Genomic DNA, 18,638 nt, shown 5'->3' with positions numbered 1-18,638 from the left:
ACGACGAACGGCAGGTTGATGCCGCCGTGCTCCTCGCCGAAGGCCGCGGCAAGCAGGCCGGTGTCGGCGAACGCGTCGAGCGCGGGTGCGACCTCGTCGATAATCGACACCGTGTGCCCGTCGAACGTCGGCTCGTGGATGTCGCTCTTGCGGTAGTGCGGGCGGAAGTGGGTCTCGGCGATCGAGCGCGACACCTCCAGCATCGCGTCGAAAGTCTCCCGCGAGTGGTCGGCGAACTTCTCTCTTTTCGTCAGCTCCTCGACCTTCAACCAGTCGTGGAGGAGGAAGCCGATGTCTGCCTGCGAAAGAATAGGTGCGTCCATGAACCCACACTAGGCGAGCGTGCACCCCACCGGCACGCTATGACCAGTACGGGTCCTTGAGGACACGCTTGACGAGCTTGCCGTTGTCCTGCCTGGGGAGTGAGTCGACGAAGTCGATGGACCGGGGGAGCTTGAACTTCGCGACCCGAGCGGAGAGAAGGCCGAGGATCGCCTCTTCCATCACGCCGCCGGCGGCATCGGCGGGGTCGAGGGCGGTGGCCGGTTCGACGACCGCCTTGACCTCCTCGCCCCAGTCCGGGTGCGGGATGCCGAACACCGCGGCGTCGCGGACCTGCGGCAACGCAGTGAGCTCGGACTCGATCTCGGCGGGATAGATGTTGACCCCGCCGGAGATGATCATGTCGTTCTTCCGGTCGCAGAGGAACAGGTAGCCATCGGAATCGACATAGCCGAGATCGCCCATCGTGAACATCGACCCCACGTAGGAGTCGGCGGTCTTCTCCGGGGCCTTGTGGTAGCTGAACGACGAGCCGTGCATCTGCATGTAGACATTCCCGATCTCGCCGGTGGGCACAGGGGCTCCGTCGTCATCCAGAATCTGCAACGTGGTGCTGGACCAGGGACGTCCGACGCTTCCCGGTTTGCGCAGCCACTCGGCTCCCGTGATCGTGCAACCGCCGCCCTCGGTGCCGGCGTAGTACTCGGTGATCACCGGGCCCCACCACTCGAGCATTGCCCTCTTCACATGTAGTGGGCACGGGGCGGCACCGTGGATGACGTTGCGAAGTGTGGACACGTCGTAGGACTTGCGAACTGATTCGGGGAGCTCGAGCAGGCGGGCGAACTGCGTGGGAACCATGTGCGAGTGGGTGACGCCGTGGGCGTCGATGAGCCGCAGCATCTCCTCGGGGCTCCACTTGTCCATGAGCACGACGAGCTGGCCGAGCTGCAGCGAGATGACGACGAAGTTGAGCACCGCCGTGTGATACATCGGCGAGCCGCACAGGTGGACGTTGTCGGGCTCCGCGATGCCGAAGCCGGCGAAGAAGAAATAGTTCGGCACGGTGACCTGGTCCGGGGAAGCGCCCGTGAGTGGGCGGCGCACGCCCTTCGGCTTTCCGGTCGTGCCGGAGGTGTAGAGCATCGGCCCGCCGAGCGTGCGCTCTCGCGGAAGCTCGTCGCCGTTGTGGCCGGCCGCGAGCTCGCCGAGGGGGCGGAAACCGGCGACGTCACCGATCGCGAAGCAGCGCTCGGCGGCGAGGCCGGACTCCCGACGGGCGGCATCGGCGACGTCCGCGAAGCGTTCCGCTGCGAAGAACGCCTTGGCCTCGGAATTGTCGAGGATGTAGGCAACCTCGGGTCCTGTGAGGTGCCAATTGGCGGGCGCAACGTATACGCCGATCTCGAGCGCGGCGAAGTACAGTTCGACGAATTCGATGCAGTTGGGCGCGAGGATCACGATGGCGTCGCCGCGTTGCACGCCGAGGTCTTGCAGCCCGTTCGCAAAGCGGTGGGCGGCGGAGACGAGGTCCGAATACGTGCTGGTCCGCCCGCGGGAGTCGACGATCGCCGGGCGGTGCGGAGCGGCCTCGGCGATCGCGAAAGCGCTGGTAACATGCGTGCCCGTCGCGGGGTTGGCAACCCCGGCGGTCGCGGGAACCGTTGGTGGCTGGGTCATTGGGAAGTCCTCACGTGCCGACAATGCGGCGGCGAGATCGCCGCGTTCCCACTATCCATACACCGGTGGACAGTTGTCTGTACGGCTTTGCGGAATCAGCGCGCGGCGGCAAGGCGGGTGTGTTTCACTACATTCTATGGCTACCGACAGTATCGCGGTCCAGATCGAGGCACCCGAAGGCGAGGCGCTGAGCGCGCCCCTGCGCCCGGCATTCGACTACACCCGTTCCACCGGCCCGATCCTCGGGGCATTCTTCGCCGGCCTGCGCGAGCGCACCCTCCGCGGGATCCGCGACGCCTCCGGCCGGGTCCACGTTCCGCCGATCGAGTTCGATCCCGCCACCCACGAGGCGCTGTCCGCGAGCAGCATCGTCGACGTCGCCCAGGAGGGAGAGGTGGTCTCGTGGACGTGGGTTGCGGAGCCGGGCCGCACCGCGGCGCTGTCCACTCCGCACGCGCTCGCCATGATTCGCCTGGATGGCGCAGACACCGCGCTGCTCCACGTCGTCGCGGCCGGGTCCGCTGAGGAAATGTCGACCGGGATGCGGGTCGAGGCGCGCTGGATCGCCGAGCCCCGCGGCACGATTCACGACCTCTACTTCGCGCCCGTCGGCAGCGACCCGGCCCCAGAGCTCGCCGCCTATCGCGGGGAGATCGACGACTCCGGACGGCTCGTCACGCCCGTCGAGCTCGACTACACGCACACCGCCGGATTCGCCGAGCGCACCTTCCTCCGCGGGCTCGCGGAAGGAAAGCTCATCGGCCGGCGCCGCTCGAACGGCCCCGAGGTCTACGTCCCGCCGCGCGACTGGTGTCCGTCCGACGGCGTGCCGATGGGCGAGTTCGTCGAGGTCAGCGACACCGGCACGGTCACCACCTTCGGCATCGTCAACGCCGCGTTCGCCGGGCAGAAGATCACGCCCCCATATGTGACGGCGTACATCCTGCTCGACGGGGCCGACCTGCCCATCCAGCACCTCGTCCTCGGCGTCGAGGCCGGCGAGGTTCGCATGGGGATGCGCGTGCGCGCGCACTGGGTACCCGAACCCGAAAGGGTTTACTCGATGGCCTCGATCTCCCATTTCGAGCCGACCGGCGAGCCCGACGCGCCGCGCGACTCCTTCGACAAGCACCTCTAGGGGGCGCGCTATGACCACCGCACAACCCGCCCGTGACGTCGCGATCGTCGGCTTCGCCCACGCCGCGCACACCGAGGCGAGCCCGGGAACGACGAACGGGGTGGAGATGCTCGCCCCGGTGTTCGCCGAATGCTTCGCGCAGACCGGGCTCGATCGCACCGACATCGATTTCTGGTGCTCGGGCTCCTCGGACTACCTCGCCGGCCGCGCCTTCTCCTTCATCTCCGCGATCGAGGCGATCGGCGCGACCCCGTCGATCCAGGAATCTCACATCGAGGGCGACGCCGCGTGGGCGCTGTTCGAGGCGTGGCTGACCATCCTGTCCGGCCACGCCGACACCGCCCTCGTCTACGGCTTCGGTAAGGCGTCTGCGTCCCACGATCTCGACGCGACGATGGCCGCCCAGCTCGATCCATACACACAATCCCCGCTGGGCCCGGGCAGGCACCACCTCGCCGCGCTGCAGGCACGCGCCGGGTGTGATGCGGGCCTGTGGAGCCCGGACGACCTTGCGCGGATCGTCTCTCGCGCCCGCGGGATCGACCCCGCCGAGGTGGCGGCGGCCCCGCAGGATTTCCCTCCGCTCACCGCATTCGACTGCCCTCCCGTGACGGATGGTGCGTGCGCCGTCATCCTTGCAGCCGGTCCCGTCGCGGAACGGATCCGCACCGTGCCCGCGTGGATCGCGGGGCTAGGCCAGGCGATCGACTCGGCCGAGCTCGGCGCGCGGGACCTCACCGCCAGCCCGAGCGTGCGCGAGGCCGCCCGCCAGGCGAGCGGTGGCGAAGGGCTCGGCCCGCTGGACATCGCCGAGCTGCACACGCCGTACAGCCACCAGGAGATCATCGTGCGCCGCGAACTCGGCCTCGGCGACGACGTCCGCATCACACCATCGGGTGGATCGCTCGCCGCGGACCCGATGTTCTCCGCGGGCCTCGAACGCATCGGCTACGCCGCGAAAGCCATTTATGACGGCGGAGCCCGCCGCACCCTCGGCCACGCGAGCTCCGGCCCCCTTCTTCAACACAATCTCGTCGCACTTCTGGAAGGGCGTGGGTAGATCATGAACCCAGCGAACAGGCCGCCGGTGGAGGCCGCCGTCCTCGGGACCGGGCAGACCCACCACACCTCCCGCCGGCTCGACGTTTCGATGGCGGGGCTGTGCCGCGAGGCGATCGACGCCGCGATGGCCGACGCGCGCGTGGGATGGGACGATATCGACGCGATCATCATCGGCAAGGCGCCCGACCTCTTCGAGGGCGTGATGATGCCGGAGCTGATGCTGGCCGACGCCCTCGGCGCCGCGGGCAGGCCGCTGCTGCGTGTCCACACCGCAGGTTCGGTCGGCGGTTCCACCGCGATCGCGGCGACCGCGCACGTGCAGTCCGGACGCTTCCGGCGCGTGCTCGCGGTGTCGTGGGAGAAGCAGTCCGAGTCGAATGCGATGTGGGCGCTGAGCCTGCCCGTGCCCTTCGCCGCGCCCGTCGGCGCCGGGGCCGGAGGCCACTTCGCCCCGCACGTCCGCTCGTACATCGAGACGTCCGGCGCCCCGCTCGACACCGGCGCGAAGGTCGTGGTCAAGGATCGCCGCGCGGGTGCCCGCAACCCGCACGCGCACCTGCACCAACCGGACATCACCGTCGAGCAGGTGATGGCCGGGAAAATGCTGTGGGACCCGATCCGCTACGACGAGACCTGCCCTTCCTCCGACGGCGCATCGGCGATCGTCATCGGCGATGCCGACGCCGCGCGGGAGGCCGAGAACGCGGGCCGCGGCGTCGCCTGGATCCACGCGACGTCGATGCGCACGGAGGCCGGAACGTACTCCGGCCGCAACCACCGCAGCCCGCGCGCGGGGCGCGACGCGGCCGCCGCGCTGTGGGCGGAGTCGGGGATCGACGACCCCCGTGAGGAGATCGATGTCGCAGAGATCTACGTCCCGTTCTCGTGGTTCGAGCCGATGTGGCTGGAGAACCTCGGCTTCTGCGCCGCGGGGGACGGGTGGAAGCTTGTCGCCGAGGGTGCGACAGCGCCGGACGGCGACCTCCCCGTCAACCCCTCCGGCGGCGTGCTCAGCTCGAACCCCATCGGCGCCTCCGGGATGCTGCGCTTCGCCGAGGCGGCACGCCAGGTGATGGGCCGCGCGGACGAGCACCAGATCTCCGGCGCCCGCCGCGCGGTCGGCCACGCCTACGGAGGGGCGAGCCAATACTTCTCGATGTGGGTTGTGGGAGCCGAGCCCCTCGGTGAACTCGCCGCCCCCGAAGCGAGGCAGGACCCGGCGATATGACCCGCGAATTCTCCACCACCGCACCCGAATTCCGGCGCGAGCTGCGCGAGTTCTTCGCCGAACTCATGACACCGGAGCGCCGCGAGGCCTTCGCCGCCACCACCGGCGAGTACGGCCACGGTAGCGCCTACCGCGACGTCGTCGCCGAGCTCGGACGTGCAGGGCTCCTCGCCCTCGGCTGGCCGGAGAAGTTCGGCGGACAGGATCGCCCCCTGTCCGACCAGCTCATCTTCGCCGACGAGGCCGCCATCGCCGGCGTGCCCGTCCCGTTCCTCACCGTCAACTCGGTCGCCCCGACGATCATGGCGTTCGGCACCGACGCGCAAAAAGACTACTTCCTCCCGCGCATCGCCCGCGGCGAACTCCACTTCGCCATCGGCTACTCCGAGCCCGGCGCCGGCACGGACCTCGCGGCCTTGCGCACACGTGCGGAAAAAACCACGAATGACGCCGGAGAAGCCGTTTATCGCATCACGGGCCAGAAAATGTGGACCTCCTTGATCGCGTATGCGGACTGGGTCTGGCTGGCCGTGAGGACTGATCCCGACGCGCCTCGGCACAAGGGGATCTCGCTCATCGCCGTACCGACCGACGCCCCCGGGTTCTCGTGGGCCCCGGTGCGCACGATGGCCGGCCCGGACACCTCGACCACCTTTTATGACGACGTCGAGGTGCCGGTATCGAACCTCGTCGGCGAGGAGACCGGCGGCTGGGCGCTCATCACCAACCAGCTCAACCACGAGCGCGTCTCGCTCACCACCGCCGGCGCACTGCAGGCGTCGCTGCGCCAGGTACTCGAGTGGGCGAAGGCGACGACGTGCGCCGAGGCCGGCATCGGCGGCAGCGGCACGGTCGCCGAGCAGCCGTGGGTGCAGACGCACCTCGCGCGGGTCCACGCGCTGGCCGAATACCTCGCGCTGCGGAACCTCGAAATCGTCTCCGCAGATGATGATTCCGGCGTCGGCCGCGTCGCAGCGTCGGCGACGAAGGTGTTCGGCACCGAGGCCGCGTGCGAGGCCTACCGACTCCTCATGGAGGTGCTCGGGCCGGCCGGATACCAACGTGCGGGATCGCCGGCCGCCGTTCTCGGCGGGCGCATCGAACGCCTGCACCGCTCCGCCCTGATCCTCACCTTCGGCGGCGGCACCAACGAAGTTCAGCGCGACATCATCGCGGCCGCAGGGCTCGGCCTACCGCCCGCGCCGCGCGTGGCCGTGCCGCGACAGAAGTAGAGAGGCGGGCGAACATGGAATTTCGACCGACGGGCGACGTACGAGAGCTCGCGGATCTCGTACGGCAACTGTGCTCGGCGCGCGGCGGAGAAAACACCCTCGCCGAGCTCGACGTGCGGTTCGGTCCCGGGACCGAATCCGCGGGCACGCATCGCGCGAACTCGCGCCTGAACGAACAGTTGTGGTCCGGACTGGTTGACGCCGGCGTTCCGCTCGCGCTTTCGCCTGTGGCGGCCGGCGGCGACGGGCTCGGCGTCACCGCAGCTGCGTACGTCTTCTACGAACTCGGGCGGGCACTCGCGCCGGTACCGCTGGACTCGGCCGTCGCCGCCGCGCGTGCTCTGGCCGCCGCCGGCGACGCAGAGAACGCCCGGGCTGTTGCAGGTGGGGAGCTCATCGCCGCCGTGCCGGATAGTCCTACCGGGTTCGAAGCTGGGACGGACGAGAGGGCTATGGGGTCCGACGTCATACTTCATTCGGTGCCATGGGCACCTGCGGCGGACCTTCTGTGCGAGCCGGTAGCCGGCGGGGTGCGGGTGTACCGGCTGTCGGTCGACGGGGTGAATGTCGAGCGACTCGTACCCGTCGATTTCTCGTGCGCCGGGCGCGTGACGATCTCGGCGGAGGCGGCATCGGCCGCGGACCGGTTCACTGTGTCCGCGGAGGCTGCGGAGTTCGAGGCGCTGCGCCGGCGCGTGCATCTGGCCGCGCATCAGTGGGGCGTGCTTGATGCGGCACTGGAGCGGACCGCGCGATATGCCTCCGAGCGGAACCAGTTCGGGCGGCCGATCGGCACGTTTCAGGGAGTGTCCGGGCGGCTCGCGGACGGGCTCATCGACGTCGACGCCGTGCGTCTTTCGACCCTGCGTGCGGCGGACGAGCTCGACAACTGTCGAGGGGTTCCGGGGCCGGCTGCACATACTGCGGTGGCGACAGCGCATTTTTGGGCGAGCGAAGCCGCCCACCGAGTCGCGCACACCGCGGTGCACATCCACGGCGGGACCGGGCTCGACCGGTCCGAACCGCTGCACCGCTACTTCCTCGCGGCGAAGACCGGGGAGTTCCGTCTCGGTGGCGCGACCGCTCAGCTCGCCGACCTCGGGCGCACGCTCGTCAAACACGGCGATCCGTGGGCGTGAACTGAGAACTACGGTGGCCGCATGCGTTAGTCCGATGCGGACATCCGCGCCCTCGAGCCAATCTTTCACCGTTCCCCGACCGGTTTGAGCCGCGAGCTTGTCGGGTCTGTTTCATCTGGAAACTCTCGTGGATCGAAACGACGTGTCATGAGTCTGCTCGGATCGAGATCGGTCCAGATAGGAAAGTAGCGCACCCTATTGTGTACTACATCGTCGTACGTTACGGTGATGGTGGAGGTAATGCGTTGGGCGGTCGAAGACGCCGAGTACCTCACGTCGCGCCCAATGCGATATCCGGGCGGGATCGCGGTTTTGCCTGAGTGGACGATCGAAGCGTTGGCGGACTGGAACCTCGTCAAGTTGGAGCCCGATCCGAAATCAAGATCGGGCGCGATAAGGTTCATCGGTTTTTCGGCGAGTGCTGAACGGGTTGTCACGGTGATTGCCAAACGAGATTCAGACGGTGTGCTGGACGGCATCAACGCCTGGCCGGCAACCGGTGCAGACGTGAGAATTTATCGAGGAGGGAGTTGAGTATGGCGGAAAATCTTGATCCAGAACTCAAAGCCATACTGCGAGCGGAGTCTGAAGCAACGAAAGACGAACCCTACCCCGCCGGAACTGTGGGGGAGCGTCCTAACCGAAACCGTTCCCAGGTGTATTCCGTTCGACTAAGCGCAGAAGAGCAGGAAGAGCTGCGGAAACTGGCTGACTCCAAGCATCTACCACCCTCGACGCTGGTGCGGTCGTGGATCTTGGAACGGATGGAGCAGGAGAACTACGCCTAGTTGGGAAGCGTCGCCCGCATCCGCCCGACGGCCTCGCGGTATTCGCGCACGATCTGCGCCATTGTGTCGGCCACGGGAACGACCCCATCCAGCGAACCGATGATCTGCCCCGCAGGCATCGCGACCACCGCGGGATCCTGCGCGGCCGCGATCCGCTGGTGCGCCTCGGACACGAGGAGATTCTGCAGCGGCATCGGCAGCGGGGACGGCGCGTCGTCGGCCTGCCAGGCGTCCGTCCACTTCGACCGCAGTAGCCGCGCCGGCTTGCCGGAATAGATGCGCGTGCGCACCGTGTCCTGCGAGCTCGCCTCGACGAGCGCCGCCTGCATGGCGCGGCTTCCGCCGTCATCTGAATATTCGGTTGCGGTGAGCCAGCGCGAGCCCATCCAGGCGCCCTGCGCGCCCATCCCGATCACGGCCGCGAGCTGCGTGCCGTCGCCGATGCCGCCCGCCGCGAGGACGGGCGCCGACCCGCCGAGCGCCCGCACGATCTCGGGCACCAGCACGACCGTCGCAACCTCGCCGGTGTGCCCGCCCGCCTCGCCACCCTGAGCGACGACGACGTCCACCCCGGCGTCGACATGGGAAAGCGCGTGCTTGACCGAACCCGCCAGGGCGGCCACCTTCACGCCTGCATCATGGGCTTGCCCGATGACGTCGGACGGCGGGGAACCCAGTGCGTTCGCGATGAGCACCGGCCTGTGCCGCAGCGCGACGTCGACGTGCGCCTGGGCGACCGAGTGAAGCCAGCCGAGCACGCCGGCGTCGTGGGCCGCATCGTTCCCGAGCGGCGGGACGCCGAGGTCGTCGAGGACGCGGGACACGAACGCGCGGTGCGCCTCTGGGATGAGCTCGCCGAGATCGCCCGCGCTGCCCTCGGTGGGCACTTTGTTCGGCATCACCACGTCGACGCCGTACGGCTTGCCGTCGGTGTTGTCGTCCATAAAGGTGAGAGCGTCGTCGAGCTCGTCGGCATCGTTGTATCGCACCGCGCCGAGCACACCGAGCCCGCCCGCTCGGCTCACGGCCGCGGCCACCGCCTTCGACGGGGTGAACGCGAAAACCGGGTAGTCGATGCCGAATTCTTCGGTGAGGGTAGTGCGGATGGTCATCGGGAGAACTCCAGGGTGTCGTCCGGCTCCCGGGAGGCTGCGAGCTCGGCTGCCCACCGGTAGTTCGGTTTGCCCGCGGGGCTGCGGCGGATCTCGTCCGTGACCCAGATGGCGCGGGGGCACTTATAGCGGGCGATGCGCCTGCGCGCGACGTCGTTGATCTCCGCGAGCGTCGCCGCGCCGGTCTCGCGCATCGCGACCACCGCTGCGACTTTGTTGCCCATCCGCTCGTCGGGGATGCCGAGCACAAGCGCGTCGAAGACCTCCGGATGCGCCTTGAGCGCCGCCTCGACCTCTTCGGGGTGCACCTTTTCGCCGCCGGTGTTGATCGACACCGAGCCGCGGCCGAGCATCGTCACCGTCCCGTCGGCCTCGACGACCGCGTCGTCGCCCGGGATCGCATAACGCACACCGCCGAGCGTGACGAACGTCTTCGCGGTCTTGGCCTCGTCGTTCCAGTAGCCGATGGGGATGTGCCCGGCGCGGGCGAGCTTGCCGACCTGCCCCGAACCAGGCTCGACCGGGTTCCCCTCGGAGTCGATGACCTTGGTCTCCTCGTCGATCATCACCCTCGGGCCGCCCGACGAACCCGCGCCCTTCTCCACCTTCTCCAGACCCGAGAACCCGGTCTCCGAGGAGCCGATATTGTCCGAGAGCAGCAGGTTCGGGAACGCCTCCAGCCACTGGTCCTTCACCGCAGGTGAGAACAACGCCGCCGACGACCCCACATACAGCAGCGAGGACGCATCGTAGACGTCCGGATCCCAGGCGTCGATGAGCGGCCGCGCCATCGCATCGCCGGTGATGAACATGAGATTGATCTTGTGCCGGGTGACGTTCGCCCACACCGTGTGCGGATCGAACTCCGGCTCGATAATCGACATCCGCCCGCCGAACAGCGCCTGCAGAATCGCCCACTGGGCGCCACCGTGAATGAGCGGCGGCAGCGCGTGCGAGTTGATCGGCCCCGATTCCGCACCCTTCTTGGCGAGCTCCCACTCGTCGGCGACGACCTCACGGGTGAGGAAATCGATGCCGCCTCCGAGCACCATGAACACGTCCTCGTGGCGCCACATCACGCCCTTCGGCGCGCCCGTCGTCCCGCCCGTGTACAGCATGTACACGTCGTCGCCGGAGCGCTCGCCGAAATCGCGGTCCGCCGACTGCGCTTCGAGAACCTGCTCGTAATCGGCAGTCCTGACGCCGCCGGGCTCCGACGTCATCACCGGTCTATCGGTCCCGTCCGCGACAAAGATCACCTCCGAGACACCCGGAACCTCGGGCAGTGTCTCGGCGATGACGTCGGAGTAGCGGCGCTCGGCGATAACCACCTTCGCCTCCGAGTCGCTCAACAAATGTCGGAGTTCCTCAGAGACGTAGCGGTAGTTGATGTTCACCATCACCGCGCGTGCCTTGAAGATCGCGAGCATGGACTCGATCGCCTCGATCGTATTACGGCTGTAGAGGGCGACCTTGTCGCCTGGTTCGACCCCGGCGGATTGCAGGTGGTGCGCCAGCTGGTTCGCGCGCCGATCCAACTCGGCGTACGTGCGCTGCCGCTCGCCCTGGACGAGCGCGACCCGCTCCGATACCAGGTCGACGCTGTGCTCGAATAGATCCGCGATGTGGAAGGCCATACCCGAAACCTAGAACGTGTTATCGTTCCCCGCAGCGAATTGAGTGATGTCCATCACTTCTTTATGGCCTTGCAGGAGGTACACGGTGCCGGAAAAGACGCCCGACGAGCAGCAACTTGTCACCGAGAGGCACGGGCATGTCCTCGTGGTCACGATGAACCGTCCCGAAGCCCGGAACGCATTATCCGGCGCGATGCTGCGCGGAATGGAAGCGGCGTGGGACGAGGTGGACTCCGACCCTGAGATCCGCGCGTGCATTCTCACCGGCGCGGGCGGGTATTTCTGCGCGGGCGCCGACCTCAAGTCCATGAACGAGAAGGCTCCGGGCGATAAGTTTGCCGAAGGCGGCTGGGACCTCACGCGGCTACCGGCGCTGCTCAAGGGCAGGCGGCTGAGCAAGCCGCTCATAGCCGCGGTCGAAGGGCCCGCGATTGCCGGCGGCACCGAGATTCTTCAGGGCACCGATATCCGCATCGCGGGCCGGTCGGCGCGATTCGGTGTCGCCGAAGCTAAGTGGGGCTTGTATCCACTGGCGGGTTCTGCGGTACGCCTGCCGCGTCAGATCCCGTACACGGTCGCGATGGACCTGCTGCTCACCGCTCGTTCGATATCCGCAGATGAGGCGCTGGAGTACGGGCTGATTGGCCGTGTCGTTGACGACGGCACGGCTCTCGACGCGGCGCTGGAGACCGCCGAACGCATCGCCGCGAACGGGCCGCTAGCGGTGCAGGCGATCATGCGCACCGTGCGCGCGACCGAGGGGATGCACGAGGAGGAGGCGTTCCGTTTCGACGCCGAACAGGGCGCCGCGGTGTTCGCTTCGGAAGACGCGAAGATCGGCCCGCGGGCGTTTGCCCGCAAGGAGACGCCGGGGTTCACAGGGAAGTAGGCGGGGTCGGGCTGGTTCGACCGATTCAGCGCTCGTCGCGCAAAACGCGCTTGAGTAGCTTTCCGCTCTGATTGCGCGGTAGCTGTGGCACGAAGATCACCTGCTTCGGCACCTTGAACGACGCCAGGTGCTTCGCGGCGAAATCGATGATCTCGTCCTCGTTCGGCTCGTCCGCGCCGTCCTTGACGACGACAAACGCCGTGACCTGCTCGATCCATCGCTCGTGCGGCATGCCGACCACCGCAACTTCGGCGACAGCGTCGTGCCCGTAGATCGCCTCCTCTACTTCCCTGGAAGCTACGAGAACCCCGCCGGTATTGATGACGTCCTTGATGCGATCGACGACAGTCACGTAACCCTGCTCGTCACGGACGACGAGATCGCCGGAATGGAACCAGCCTCCTTCGAAGGCGTCCTCGGTTGCCTCCGGCTTGTTCCAATAACCCAGGCACAGCTGCGGGGAGCGGTAGACGATCTCGCCTTGCTCTCCCGGCGCGACGTCATTGCCCTCGGCGTCGATAACCCGCGTCTCCACGAACAACACCGGACGGCCGGCGCTGGCCGGCCGCTCGTCGTGTTCCTCGGGGCGCAACACCGTGGCCACGGGCCCGATCTCGGTCTGGCCGAAGGCGTTGTAGAAGCCGAGCTCCGGATATTTCGCGCGTAGGCGCTGCAGAACCGGCGTCGGCATGATCGACGCCCCGTACTGCGCCTTCTTCAGCGAGGAGATGTCGCGGGAGTCGAGATCGGGGTGGTTCGATAGCGGCACCCACACGGTCGGGGCGAGGAACATCGACCCGATGGAATCGCGTTCGATCGCCTCGAGCAGCACCGGAATGTCCGGGCGCTCGTGCAGGAACACCTCGGCGCCGATTGCGAGGTAAGGCACGAGAAACGCGTGCATCGCGGCCGTGTGATAGAGCGGCATGCACACCAGGGGCCTGTCATCCGCCGAGTAGTCGAGCGCCTGCAAACAGGCGAGGTAGTGGTGGATCTGCCCGCTGTGGCTGATCATCGTGCCCTTGGGCTTGCTCGTCGTCCCCGAGGTGTACATCAGCTGGACGAGCTCGTCCCCGCCCGCCGGGGGAGTCAGCTCCGGAATATCGCCCGTGGTGGCCTGCGCCAGGAGCGAGTCCGGTCCTTCGCGGAAGTCGAGCACATGCTGGATCGAGGTGTCGGATGCGACGGAGTCGAAGTGGGGGCGGAGCGCGGCGTCAACCAGAAGCGCAGTGGCTCCGGAATCGGCGAGGATGTAGGACAGCTCTTCGCCTTGCAAGGCGAAATTGACCGGCACGTGGATGAGCCCGGCGCGCGATGCAGCGAAAAACGCGATCGCATAGGCGTCGGAGTTCGTGCCATACGCGGCGACGCGATCGCCGGGCTCGAGGCCGAGTTCGAGCAGCCGCCCGGCGGCGCGGGAAATGGCGGCGTCCAGTTCGGCGTAGGTGTGCGAGCGATCGGAAAAATGCAGGGCGACGGCGTGCGGAGTGCGGGCCGCGGCCCTGCGGATGAGGGCGTCCACACTGTTGGCGCGAGCGAGATTCGGCATATACGTGATCCTAATCACATAAACGCCATCCACGCTACGAACGGTTAGTAATTACTAACTGCAATTCAGGGTCGGTGAGGGGTAACCAGCCCGCGGCCGGTCGCGAGCGGAAGATCCTTCGCGCTCACGATCCCCGGCGCCGCCGCGTGTACGGCCTCAGCGCAGTTCGCCAGCCGCGCCGCGGTGGTGAGCATGCCGGAGGCGCCGTGGTCGCCGCTCGAAGACAGATGCGTGAGCTCGAGCTGCAGGTTCGGCTCGCCGCTGATCTCCACACGGAACGACGCCGGCCCACCGCCAAGCGGTGCCGCCCATTCGGGAGCCAGGTCCGCGTCGAGGTCGGTGCGCGCACGGAGTACGTGCTCGAGCGCGATCCGTGGCTCGCCGCCCACCGTGCCGATGACCTCGAATCGCAGCGCCGCCTGCGAGCCCGCCGCAATATGGGTGCACACCGTGTCCATATCGCTGGGCGCCGGCAGCCGCTCCACCCGTTCGGTCAGCTGCTCATCAAGTGTGACGTCGAGCGCCGCGGCTAACTGGCGCACGGTTCCGCCCCAGCCGCTGGCCAATACCCCTGGAAGCGCAATCACCGGGTCGCGATCCAGCGGCGTGCCGAAACCGAAGAATCCCTCGACCATTCCCGGGTTGTCGTACGTCGAGTAATCGGAGATCTCGAAGGCTCGGAGAGAATCGATGCGCGAGGCGATCGACGTGAGCGTCAGGGGTAGCACGTCGTTGGCGAAGCCGGGGTCGATGCCGTTCACGTGCAACGTGGAAGAGCCGGCGGCCGTGGCCGCTTCGAGCCTGTCTATCCATTCCGGCGACGCCGAACCCCACGGGTACTGGAGCACGACGGGCCCGGAGGCGACGACGTCGACACCAGCGCGCAGGAGCCATTCGAGATCGTCGACTGCGGCGTCCATACGCGTATCGGCGTCGGCGGCGTTGATGACAAGGTCGGGCCTCGACCGAAGTAGGGCCTCGCGATCGGTCGTGGCGAGGATCCCCGTCGGGTCGTTGCGGCCCGCCAGTTCGGCCGCGTCCTTACCCGCCTTGGCGGGATCGGATACCAGCACCCCGACGAGTTCGAGCTCCGGCCGATCGAGGATGAGTCCGAGGGATTGGGAACCCACCGAGCCGGTGGCCCATTGCGCAACGCGAATCGACATTCCCCGATATTAAGCGCGCGCGAGTATCTGGCGGAGCGTTTCCACGGCTTCGTCCGGTTCGGCGAGGCTGATCACGACGGACCTCCCGCTCGCGCGGTTGAGTCGGATTCCTGGGCCACCGCGAACGATGAGGCCTGTGGTGTTTCCGGTGATCCGGTATCCCCAGCCGCCGAACTCCATCGGGTTGATGTTGATCACCTCGGCGGACTCGATATCGCTCAATGCAATCGTTCCCCGGGGGATCCCGAACCCGAATGCCCACGTCACAGCGGTCTCATCGATGCGCACTCGGAGGTACGCGATGAGTGGGAAGACGATGGCGCCGGTAAGGATCGTGATCGACACCGCCCACCAGTCGACGAACGCGACGAGAATTGTCGAGCCGAGGACGAGCGCGGCTGCTGAACCGAGCATTGCCGGGCTTCCGGCCTGGCCGCCGAAGCACGCGACCTTTTCGCCGGGACGGAGGGTCTCGCTTGGGGCGTGTCCGGTGTCCGAGCGCATCGGCTTTTCGGGCTCGGTTGCGCGGGCCGGGAAAGTCAGCGCGGTCACTCCGGCGCAGGCGACGGCACCGGCAACTCCTGCGAGAACGAAGTTGCCCCCGAGGTTGGCCTCGGAACCGTCGAGCTGGACATACAAGGTGGCAAGTAGCAACGAGGACACCAGGCCAACCGCGCCCGACAAGAGTGCGCCGAGGAGTCGTCCGGATCTCCCTCGAATCACCCCGAAGGTCGCAAGACCGAGAGTGACCGCGTTGAAACCGAACATGAAAATCGCGTCGAAGACGTAGCTGGGCGTCTTGCCCATCCAGTCGTTCGGCTCTCCTCCGAATTCGAAACGAATGGCCAAAGGATCAGGCAACCTGTCGTGCCACGACAGTGCGACGGCGAAGTAGGCGATTGAGAGTAGGAGCGGAACGAGGCACACCGACAGTGCGACGTGTATGCGAAGCGGGCCCTCCAGGCGTGGGGGTTTTGTGTTCAAGGCGGACATCGGCTCAGCCTTCCTGTGATGTCTGGAAATTGGTGGCGCGGGCCGCCCCCTGGTCGAGTGCGTGGTCGACGGCCGCGCGAATGGCGGCGGGTGGCATGCCGGTGGTGAGTGCCTCGCCGACGGCTGCGTGGATGCTGTGCGCGTGGGTCGAGAAGTCCTCGCGCTGCGCGGAAACGATGGTTCCGCGCCCGCGGCGGAGCTCGACGAGCCCGGCGTCCCGGAGGTCTTGATAAGCGTGCAGCACGGTGTGCACGTTGATGTCGAGCGAGTTGGCGAGTTCCTTGGCGGCCGGCATCTTGGTGCGCGCCGGAAGCGTCCCGGCAACAATTGCCCTGGTGATCTGCCTGACCAATTGCTCGTAGATCGGCACGGAGGAGGCTTCGTCTACCGCGTACCTCATGTTCGCCTCCTCGAGAAGTTATTACACCTATAGTTCTAGTTCAACTAGAACAATAATCGCAAGGGTTGGCGCCGAGTTTTTTGAGCAAAGAGGCGGAGGTAGGCGTCTCGGCAGGCGGTGTGGCGCCGGAAACACGGCCGGGCCGCTTCACTGCGGCTGGCAGGTGTGTTTCCTGCCGCGCGCGGTGAATCGGCCCGGGGGCGAGACAGTCAGGGGAAGGGTCTCGCGCGGTGCGAGGTGTTCCTAGAACTCCTCGTACGTCGCGGGATCCTGTCCCTTGTTGCGGCCGTCGGGCTTGCCGAGCGCGGTGATCGCGTCGACCTCGTCGTTCTTCAGCGCGATGGTGGCCGCGTTGAGGTTGGAGAGCTGGTGCTCGTCGGACCCTGCCTTGGGAAGTGCGACTACGCGGCGGGCAACATGCCAGGCGAGCACGATGCCAGCGGCGTCAACGCCGTATTTGGTGGCGAGCTCGGTAATCACGGACTCGGTGAGCACCTCGTTGCCGCGACCGATCGGGCTCCACGCCTGCGTGATAATCCCGCGGCTACGGTGGTAGTCGACAGCCTCGACCTGCGGGAAGTAGGGATGCAGCTCAATCTGGTTGACGGAAGGCAGAACGCCGGTCTCGCGTTCGAGGCGTTCGATGTGCTCGGGAAGGAAGTTGCTCACGCCGATCGCGCGGATTATGCCCCGCTCCTTGGCTGCGATGAGAGCCTTCCACGCCTCCACATACTTGTCGACCTTCGGGTTCGGCCAGTGGATGAGGTACAGGTCGATGTGGCCGAGGCCGGTACGGAAGACGCTCTCCTCGATCGCGGCGAGTGCTTCCTCGTAATCGTGGTGGCGGCCCGGCAGCTTCGAGGTCACGGTGATCCCCGAGCGCTCGCGGCCCGCCGCGCGGATCCCCTGCCCGATGGTTCCCTCGTTCTCGTAATTGAAGGCCGAATCGAGCAGCGAATACCCGTTGCCGATGGCGCGCGCGATGGCGTCGGCGCCGGCGTTGCCCTTGAGTTTGTAGGTGCCGAAGCCGATCGTGGGCAGGGTGAGCCCGTCGTGCGACGTCACTTTCGGAATCTGGATCGCGTTCATGTGGGCGTCTCCTCTGCGGGTAAGTACTTGAGTCTTAAATGTTGTGGACTCCAAGTGTATGAACGAACAGTCGCCGGGGTTTGTGCCAAGAATCCGCTGAGTATCCGGGGAGGCGGAGCCGCTCGCGCGCGCAGACGGAATGACAGGGCGCTCCAGTACTGTATTTTCCATGGCCAACGACCATTCCGCCGACCATTCCGCAGTGCACGATCACGACGAAATCCGCGTCCGCGGGGCGCGCGTCAACAATCTCAAGGGCATCGACGTAGACATCCCCAAGAAGGCGCTCTCGGTGTTCACCGGGCTGTCGGGGTCGGGCAAGTCCTCGCTGGTATTCGGGACGATCGCGGCGGAGTCGCGTCGGTTGATCGACGAAACCTACTCCACCTTCATCCAGGGGTTTATGCCGTCCCTCCCTCGCCCCGAGGTGGACCACCTCGAGAATCTGACGGCGGCAATCGTCGTCGACCAGGAGCGCATGGGCGCCAACGTGCGGTCGACAGTCGGTACCGCGACCGATGCGAATTCGTATCTGCGGCTGTTGTTCTCGCGCCTCAGTGAGCCCCACGTGGGCGCAAGCTTCGCTTTCTCGTTCAATACGCCGGAGGGCATGTGCCCGGCGTGTGAGGGTGTCGGAACGGTCAGTGTGCTCGACCGCTCGGTGTACCTGGATATGGAAAAATCCCTGGCCGAGGGCGCGATCTCGGCTCCCGGCTTCAACGTCGGGGACTGGCATTGGACGGCCTACGAGGCGACGCCGAAGCTCGACGTGAACAAGAAGTTGAAGGACTACGACGACGAAGAGTGGGAGTGGTTCCTCCACGGCGGTCCGGTCAAGGAAAAGCGCGGTGGATCGAACCAGACGTATCTTGGCGTCGAGAAGAAGCTGCGGCAGCTCTTCCTCGACCGGGACACCCCGCCCAAGCAGAAGCACATACTCGACTTCGTCGACAGGGTCTCCACTCGGGAGACGTGTGCAGAATGCGGTGGAACACGGCTCGCTGAGGCGCCCAGGACCGCTACGGTGCGGGGGAAGACGATCGGCGAACTCGCCGACATGCAGATCGACGAGCTACTCGAGTGGGTCGGCGGCATCGACGACCCGTCGGTGGCTCCCGCGGCACGTGCGCTCAAAGACATGCTGTCGTCCATGGTCAACGTCGGGCTCGGATACCTGAGTCTGTCGCGCGCAGCGGGCACACTTTCCGGCGGCGAGGCGCAGCGGGTGAAGATGGTCAAGCACCTCGGTAGCGC

18 protein-coding genes are annotated in these 18,638 nt (G+C 66.9%); 9 read left to right on the top strand and 9 right to left on the bottom strand.

Features of this window, described 5'->3' with window-relative positions; translation table 11 throughout:
• A partial coding sequence (locus tag K8V11_RS06870) for an acyl-CoA dehydrogenase family protein (RefSeq protein ID WP_303911988.1) occupies positions 1-323 on the bottom strand: 323 nt, incomplete at its 3' end.
• Positions 324-360: 37 nt separating this feature from the next.
• Positions 361-1,962 (bottom strand): acyl-CoA synthetase, encoded by a 1,602-nt coding sequence (locus tag K8V11_RS06865; protein ID WP_303911987.1) that lies wholly within the window; start codon positions 1,960-1,962, stop codon positions 361-363.
• 136 nt (positions 1,963-2,098) lie between these two features.
• Between K8V11_RS06865 and K8V11_RS06860 the strand changes: the two genes are divergently transcribed.
• The 7 genes from K8V11_RS06860 to K8V11_RS14655 all read left to right on the top strand — a co-directional run bounded on the left by K8V11_RS06860 (position 2,099) and on the right by K8V11_RS14655 (position 8,549).
• Complete coding sequence (locus K8V11_RS06860) at positions 2,099-3,100, top strand: Zn-ribbon domain-containing OB-fold protein (protein WP_303911986.1); 1,002 nt, start codon at positions 2,099-2,101, stop codon at positions 3,098-3,100.
• Positions 3,101-3,110: 10 nt separating this feature from the next.
• Positions 3,111-4,160 carry a lipid-transfer protein gene (locus K8V11_RS06855; RefSeq protein ID WP_303911985.1) on the top strand — a complete coding sequence of 350 codons (1,050 nt, stop codon included), beginning with the start codon at positions 3,111-3,113 and terminating at the stop codon, positions 4,158-4,160.
• Positions 4,161-4,163: 3 nt separating this feature from the next.
• Positions 4,164-5,390, top strand: coding sequence for a thiolase domain-containing protein (locus K8V11_RS06850; RefSeq protein ID WP_303911984.1), 1,227 nt, complete (start codon positions 4,164-4,166; stop codon positions 5,388-5,390).
• The gene (locus K8V11_RS06845) at positions 5,387-6,622 is read left to right on the top strand and encodes an acyl-CoA dehydrogenase family protein (protein ID WP_303911983.1); all 1,236 of its coding nucleotides are present in this window, start codon (positions 5,387-5,389) and stop codon (positions 6,620-6,622) included. The genes K8V11_RS06850 and K8V11_RS06845 overlap by 4 nt, the downstream gene beginning before the upstream one ends.
• A gap of 14 nt (positions 6,623-6,636) precedes the next feature.
• Entirely contained in the window at positions 6,637-7,761 is a 1,125-nt protein-coding gene (locus K8V11_RS06840) for an acyl-CoA dehydrogenase family protein (protein ID WP_303911982.1), read from the top strand.
• A 240-nt stretch (positions 7,762-8,001) separates the two neighbouring features.
• Complete coding sequence (locus K8V11_RS06835) at positions 8,002-8,295, top strand: transposase (RefSeq protein WP_303911981.1); 294 nt, start codon at positions 8,002-8,004, stop codon at positions 8,293-8,295.
• Positions 8,296-8,297: 2 nt separating this feature from the next.
• Entirely contained in the window at positions 8,298-8,549 is a 252-nt protein-coding gene (locus K8V11_RS14655; protein ID WP_369693048.1) for a DUF6290 family protein, read from the top strand.
• On the opposite strand, the gene K8V11_RS06830 is transcribed toward K8V11_RS14655, so the two are convergent.
• Complete coding sequence (locus tag K8V11_RS06830) at positions 8,546-9,655, bottom strand: nitronate monooxygenase family protein (protein ID WP_303911989.1); 1,110 nt, start codon at positions 9,653-9,655, stop codon at positions 8,546-8,548. The two genes, K8V11_RS14655 and K8V11_RS06830, sit on opposite strands and share 4 nt — an antisense overlap.
• Before the next feature lie 2 nt (positions 9,656-9,657).
• A complete protein-coding gene (locus tag K8V11_RS06825; protein ID WP_303911979.1) occupies positions 9,658-11,298 on the bottom strand; it encodes an acyl-CoA synthetase in 1,641 nt (546 codons plus the stop codon).
• Between the two features lie 85 nt (positions 11,299-11,383).
• Here K8V11_RS06825 and K8V11_RS06820 point away from each other — a divergent pair, with 85 nt between their 5' ends.
• Entirely contained in the window at positions 11,384-12,187 is an 804-nt protein-coding gene (locus K8V11_RS06820) for a crotonase/enoyl-CoA hydratase family protein (protein ID WP_303911977.1), read from the top strand.
• Between the two features lie 25 nt (positions 12,188-12,212).
• On the opposite strand, the gene K8V11_RS06815 is transcribed toward K8V11_RS06820, so the two are convergent.
• The 5 genes from K8V11_RS06815 to K8V11_RS06795 form a co-directional block, all read right to left on the bottom strand.
• Positions 12,213-13,736, bottom strand: coding sequence for a fatty acyl-CoA synthetase (locus K8V11_RS06815; protein ID WP_303911976.1), 1,524 nt, complete (start codon positions 13,734-13,736; stop codon positions 12,213-12,215).
• Between the two features lie 65 nt (positions 13,737-13,801).
• A complete protein-coding gene (locus tag K8V11_RS06810) occupies positions 13,802-14,902 on the bottom strand; it encodes a diacylglycerol kinase (RefSeq protein ID WP_303911974.1) in 1,101 nt (366 codons plus the stop codon).
• Positions 14,903-14,911: 9 nt separating this feature from the next.
• Positions 14,912-15,751 (bottom strand): hypothetical protein, encoded by an 840-nt coding sequence (locus K8V11_RS06805; RefSeq protein WP_303911973.1) that lies wholly within the window; start codon positions 15,749-15,751, stop codon positions 14,912-14,914.
• A 148-nt stretch (positions 15,752-15,899) separates the two neighbouring features.
• A complete protein-coding gene (locus K8V11_RS06800; protein ID WP_303911971.1) occupies positions 15,900-16,295 on the bottom strand; it encodes a GntR family transcriptional regulator in 396 nt (131 codons plus the stop codon).
• A 243-nt stretch (positions 16,296-16,538) separates the two neighbouring features.
• Positions 16,539-17,384 (bottom strand): aldo/keto reductase, encoded by an 846-nt coding sequence (locus K8V11_RS06795; protein ID WP_303911969.1) that lies wholly within the window; start codon positions 17,382-17,384, stop codon positions 16,539-16,541.
• A gap of 169 nt (positions 17,385-17,553) precedes the next feature.
• On the opposite strand from K8V11_RS06795, the gene K8V11_RS06790 reads away from it, so the two are divergent.
• Positions 17,554-18,638 (top strand): excinuclease ABC subunit A (locus K8V11_RS06790; RefSeq protein ID WP_303911967.1); only part of this gene is annotated, 1,085 nt, incomplete at its 3' end.

The organism is Dietzia timorensis (assembly GCF_020742175.1).
Lineage (GTDB): Bacteria > Actinomycetota > Actinomycetes > Mycobacteriales > Mycobacteriaceae > Dietzia > Dietzia timorensis_A.
This window is presented reverse-complemented; position numbering and strand designations above follow the sequence as displayed.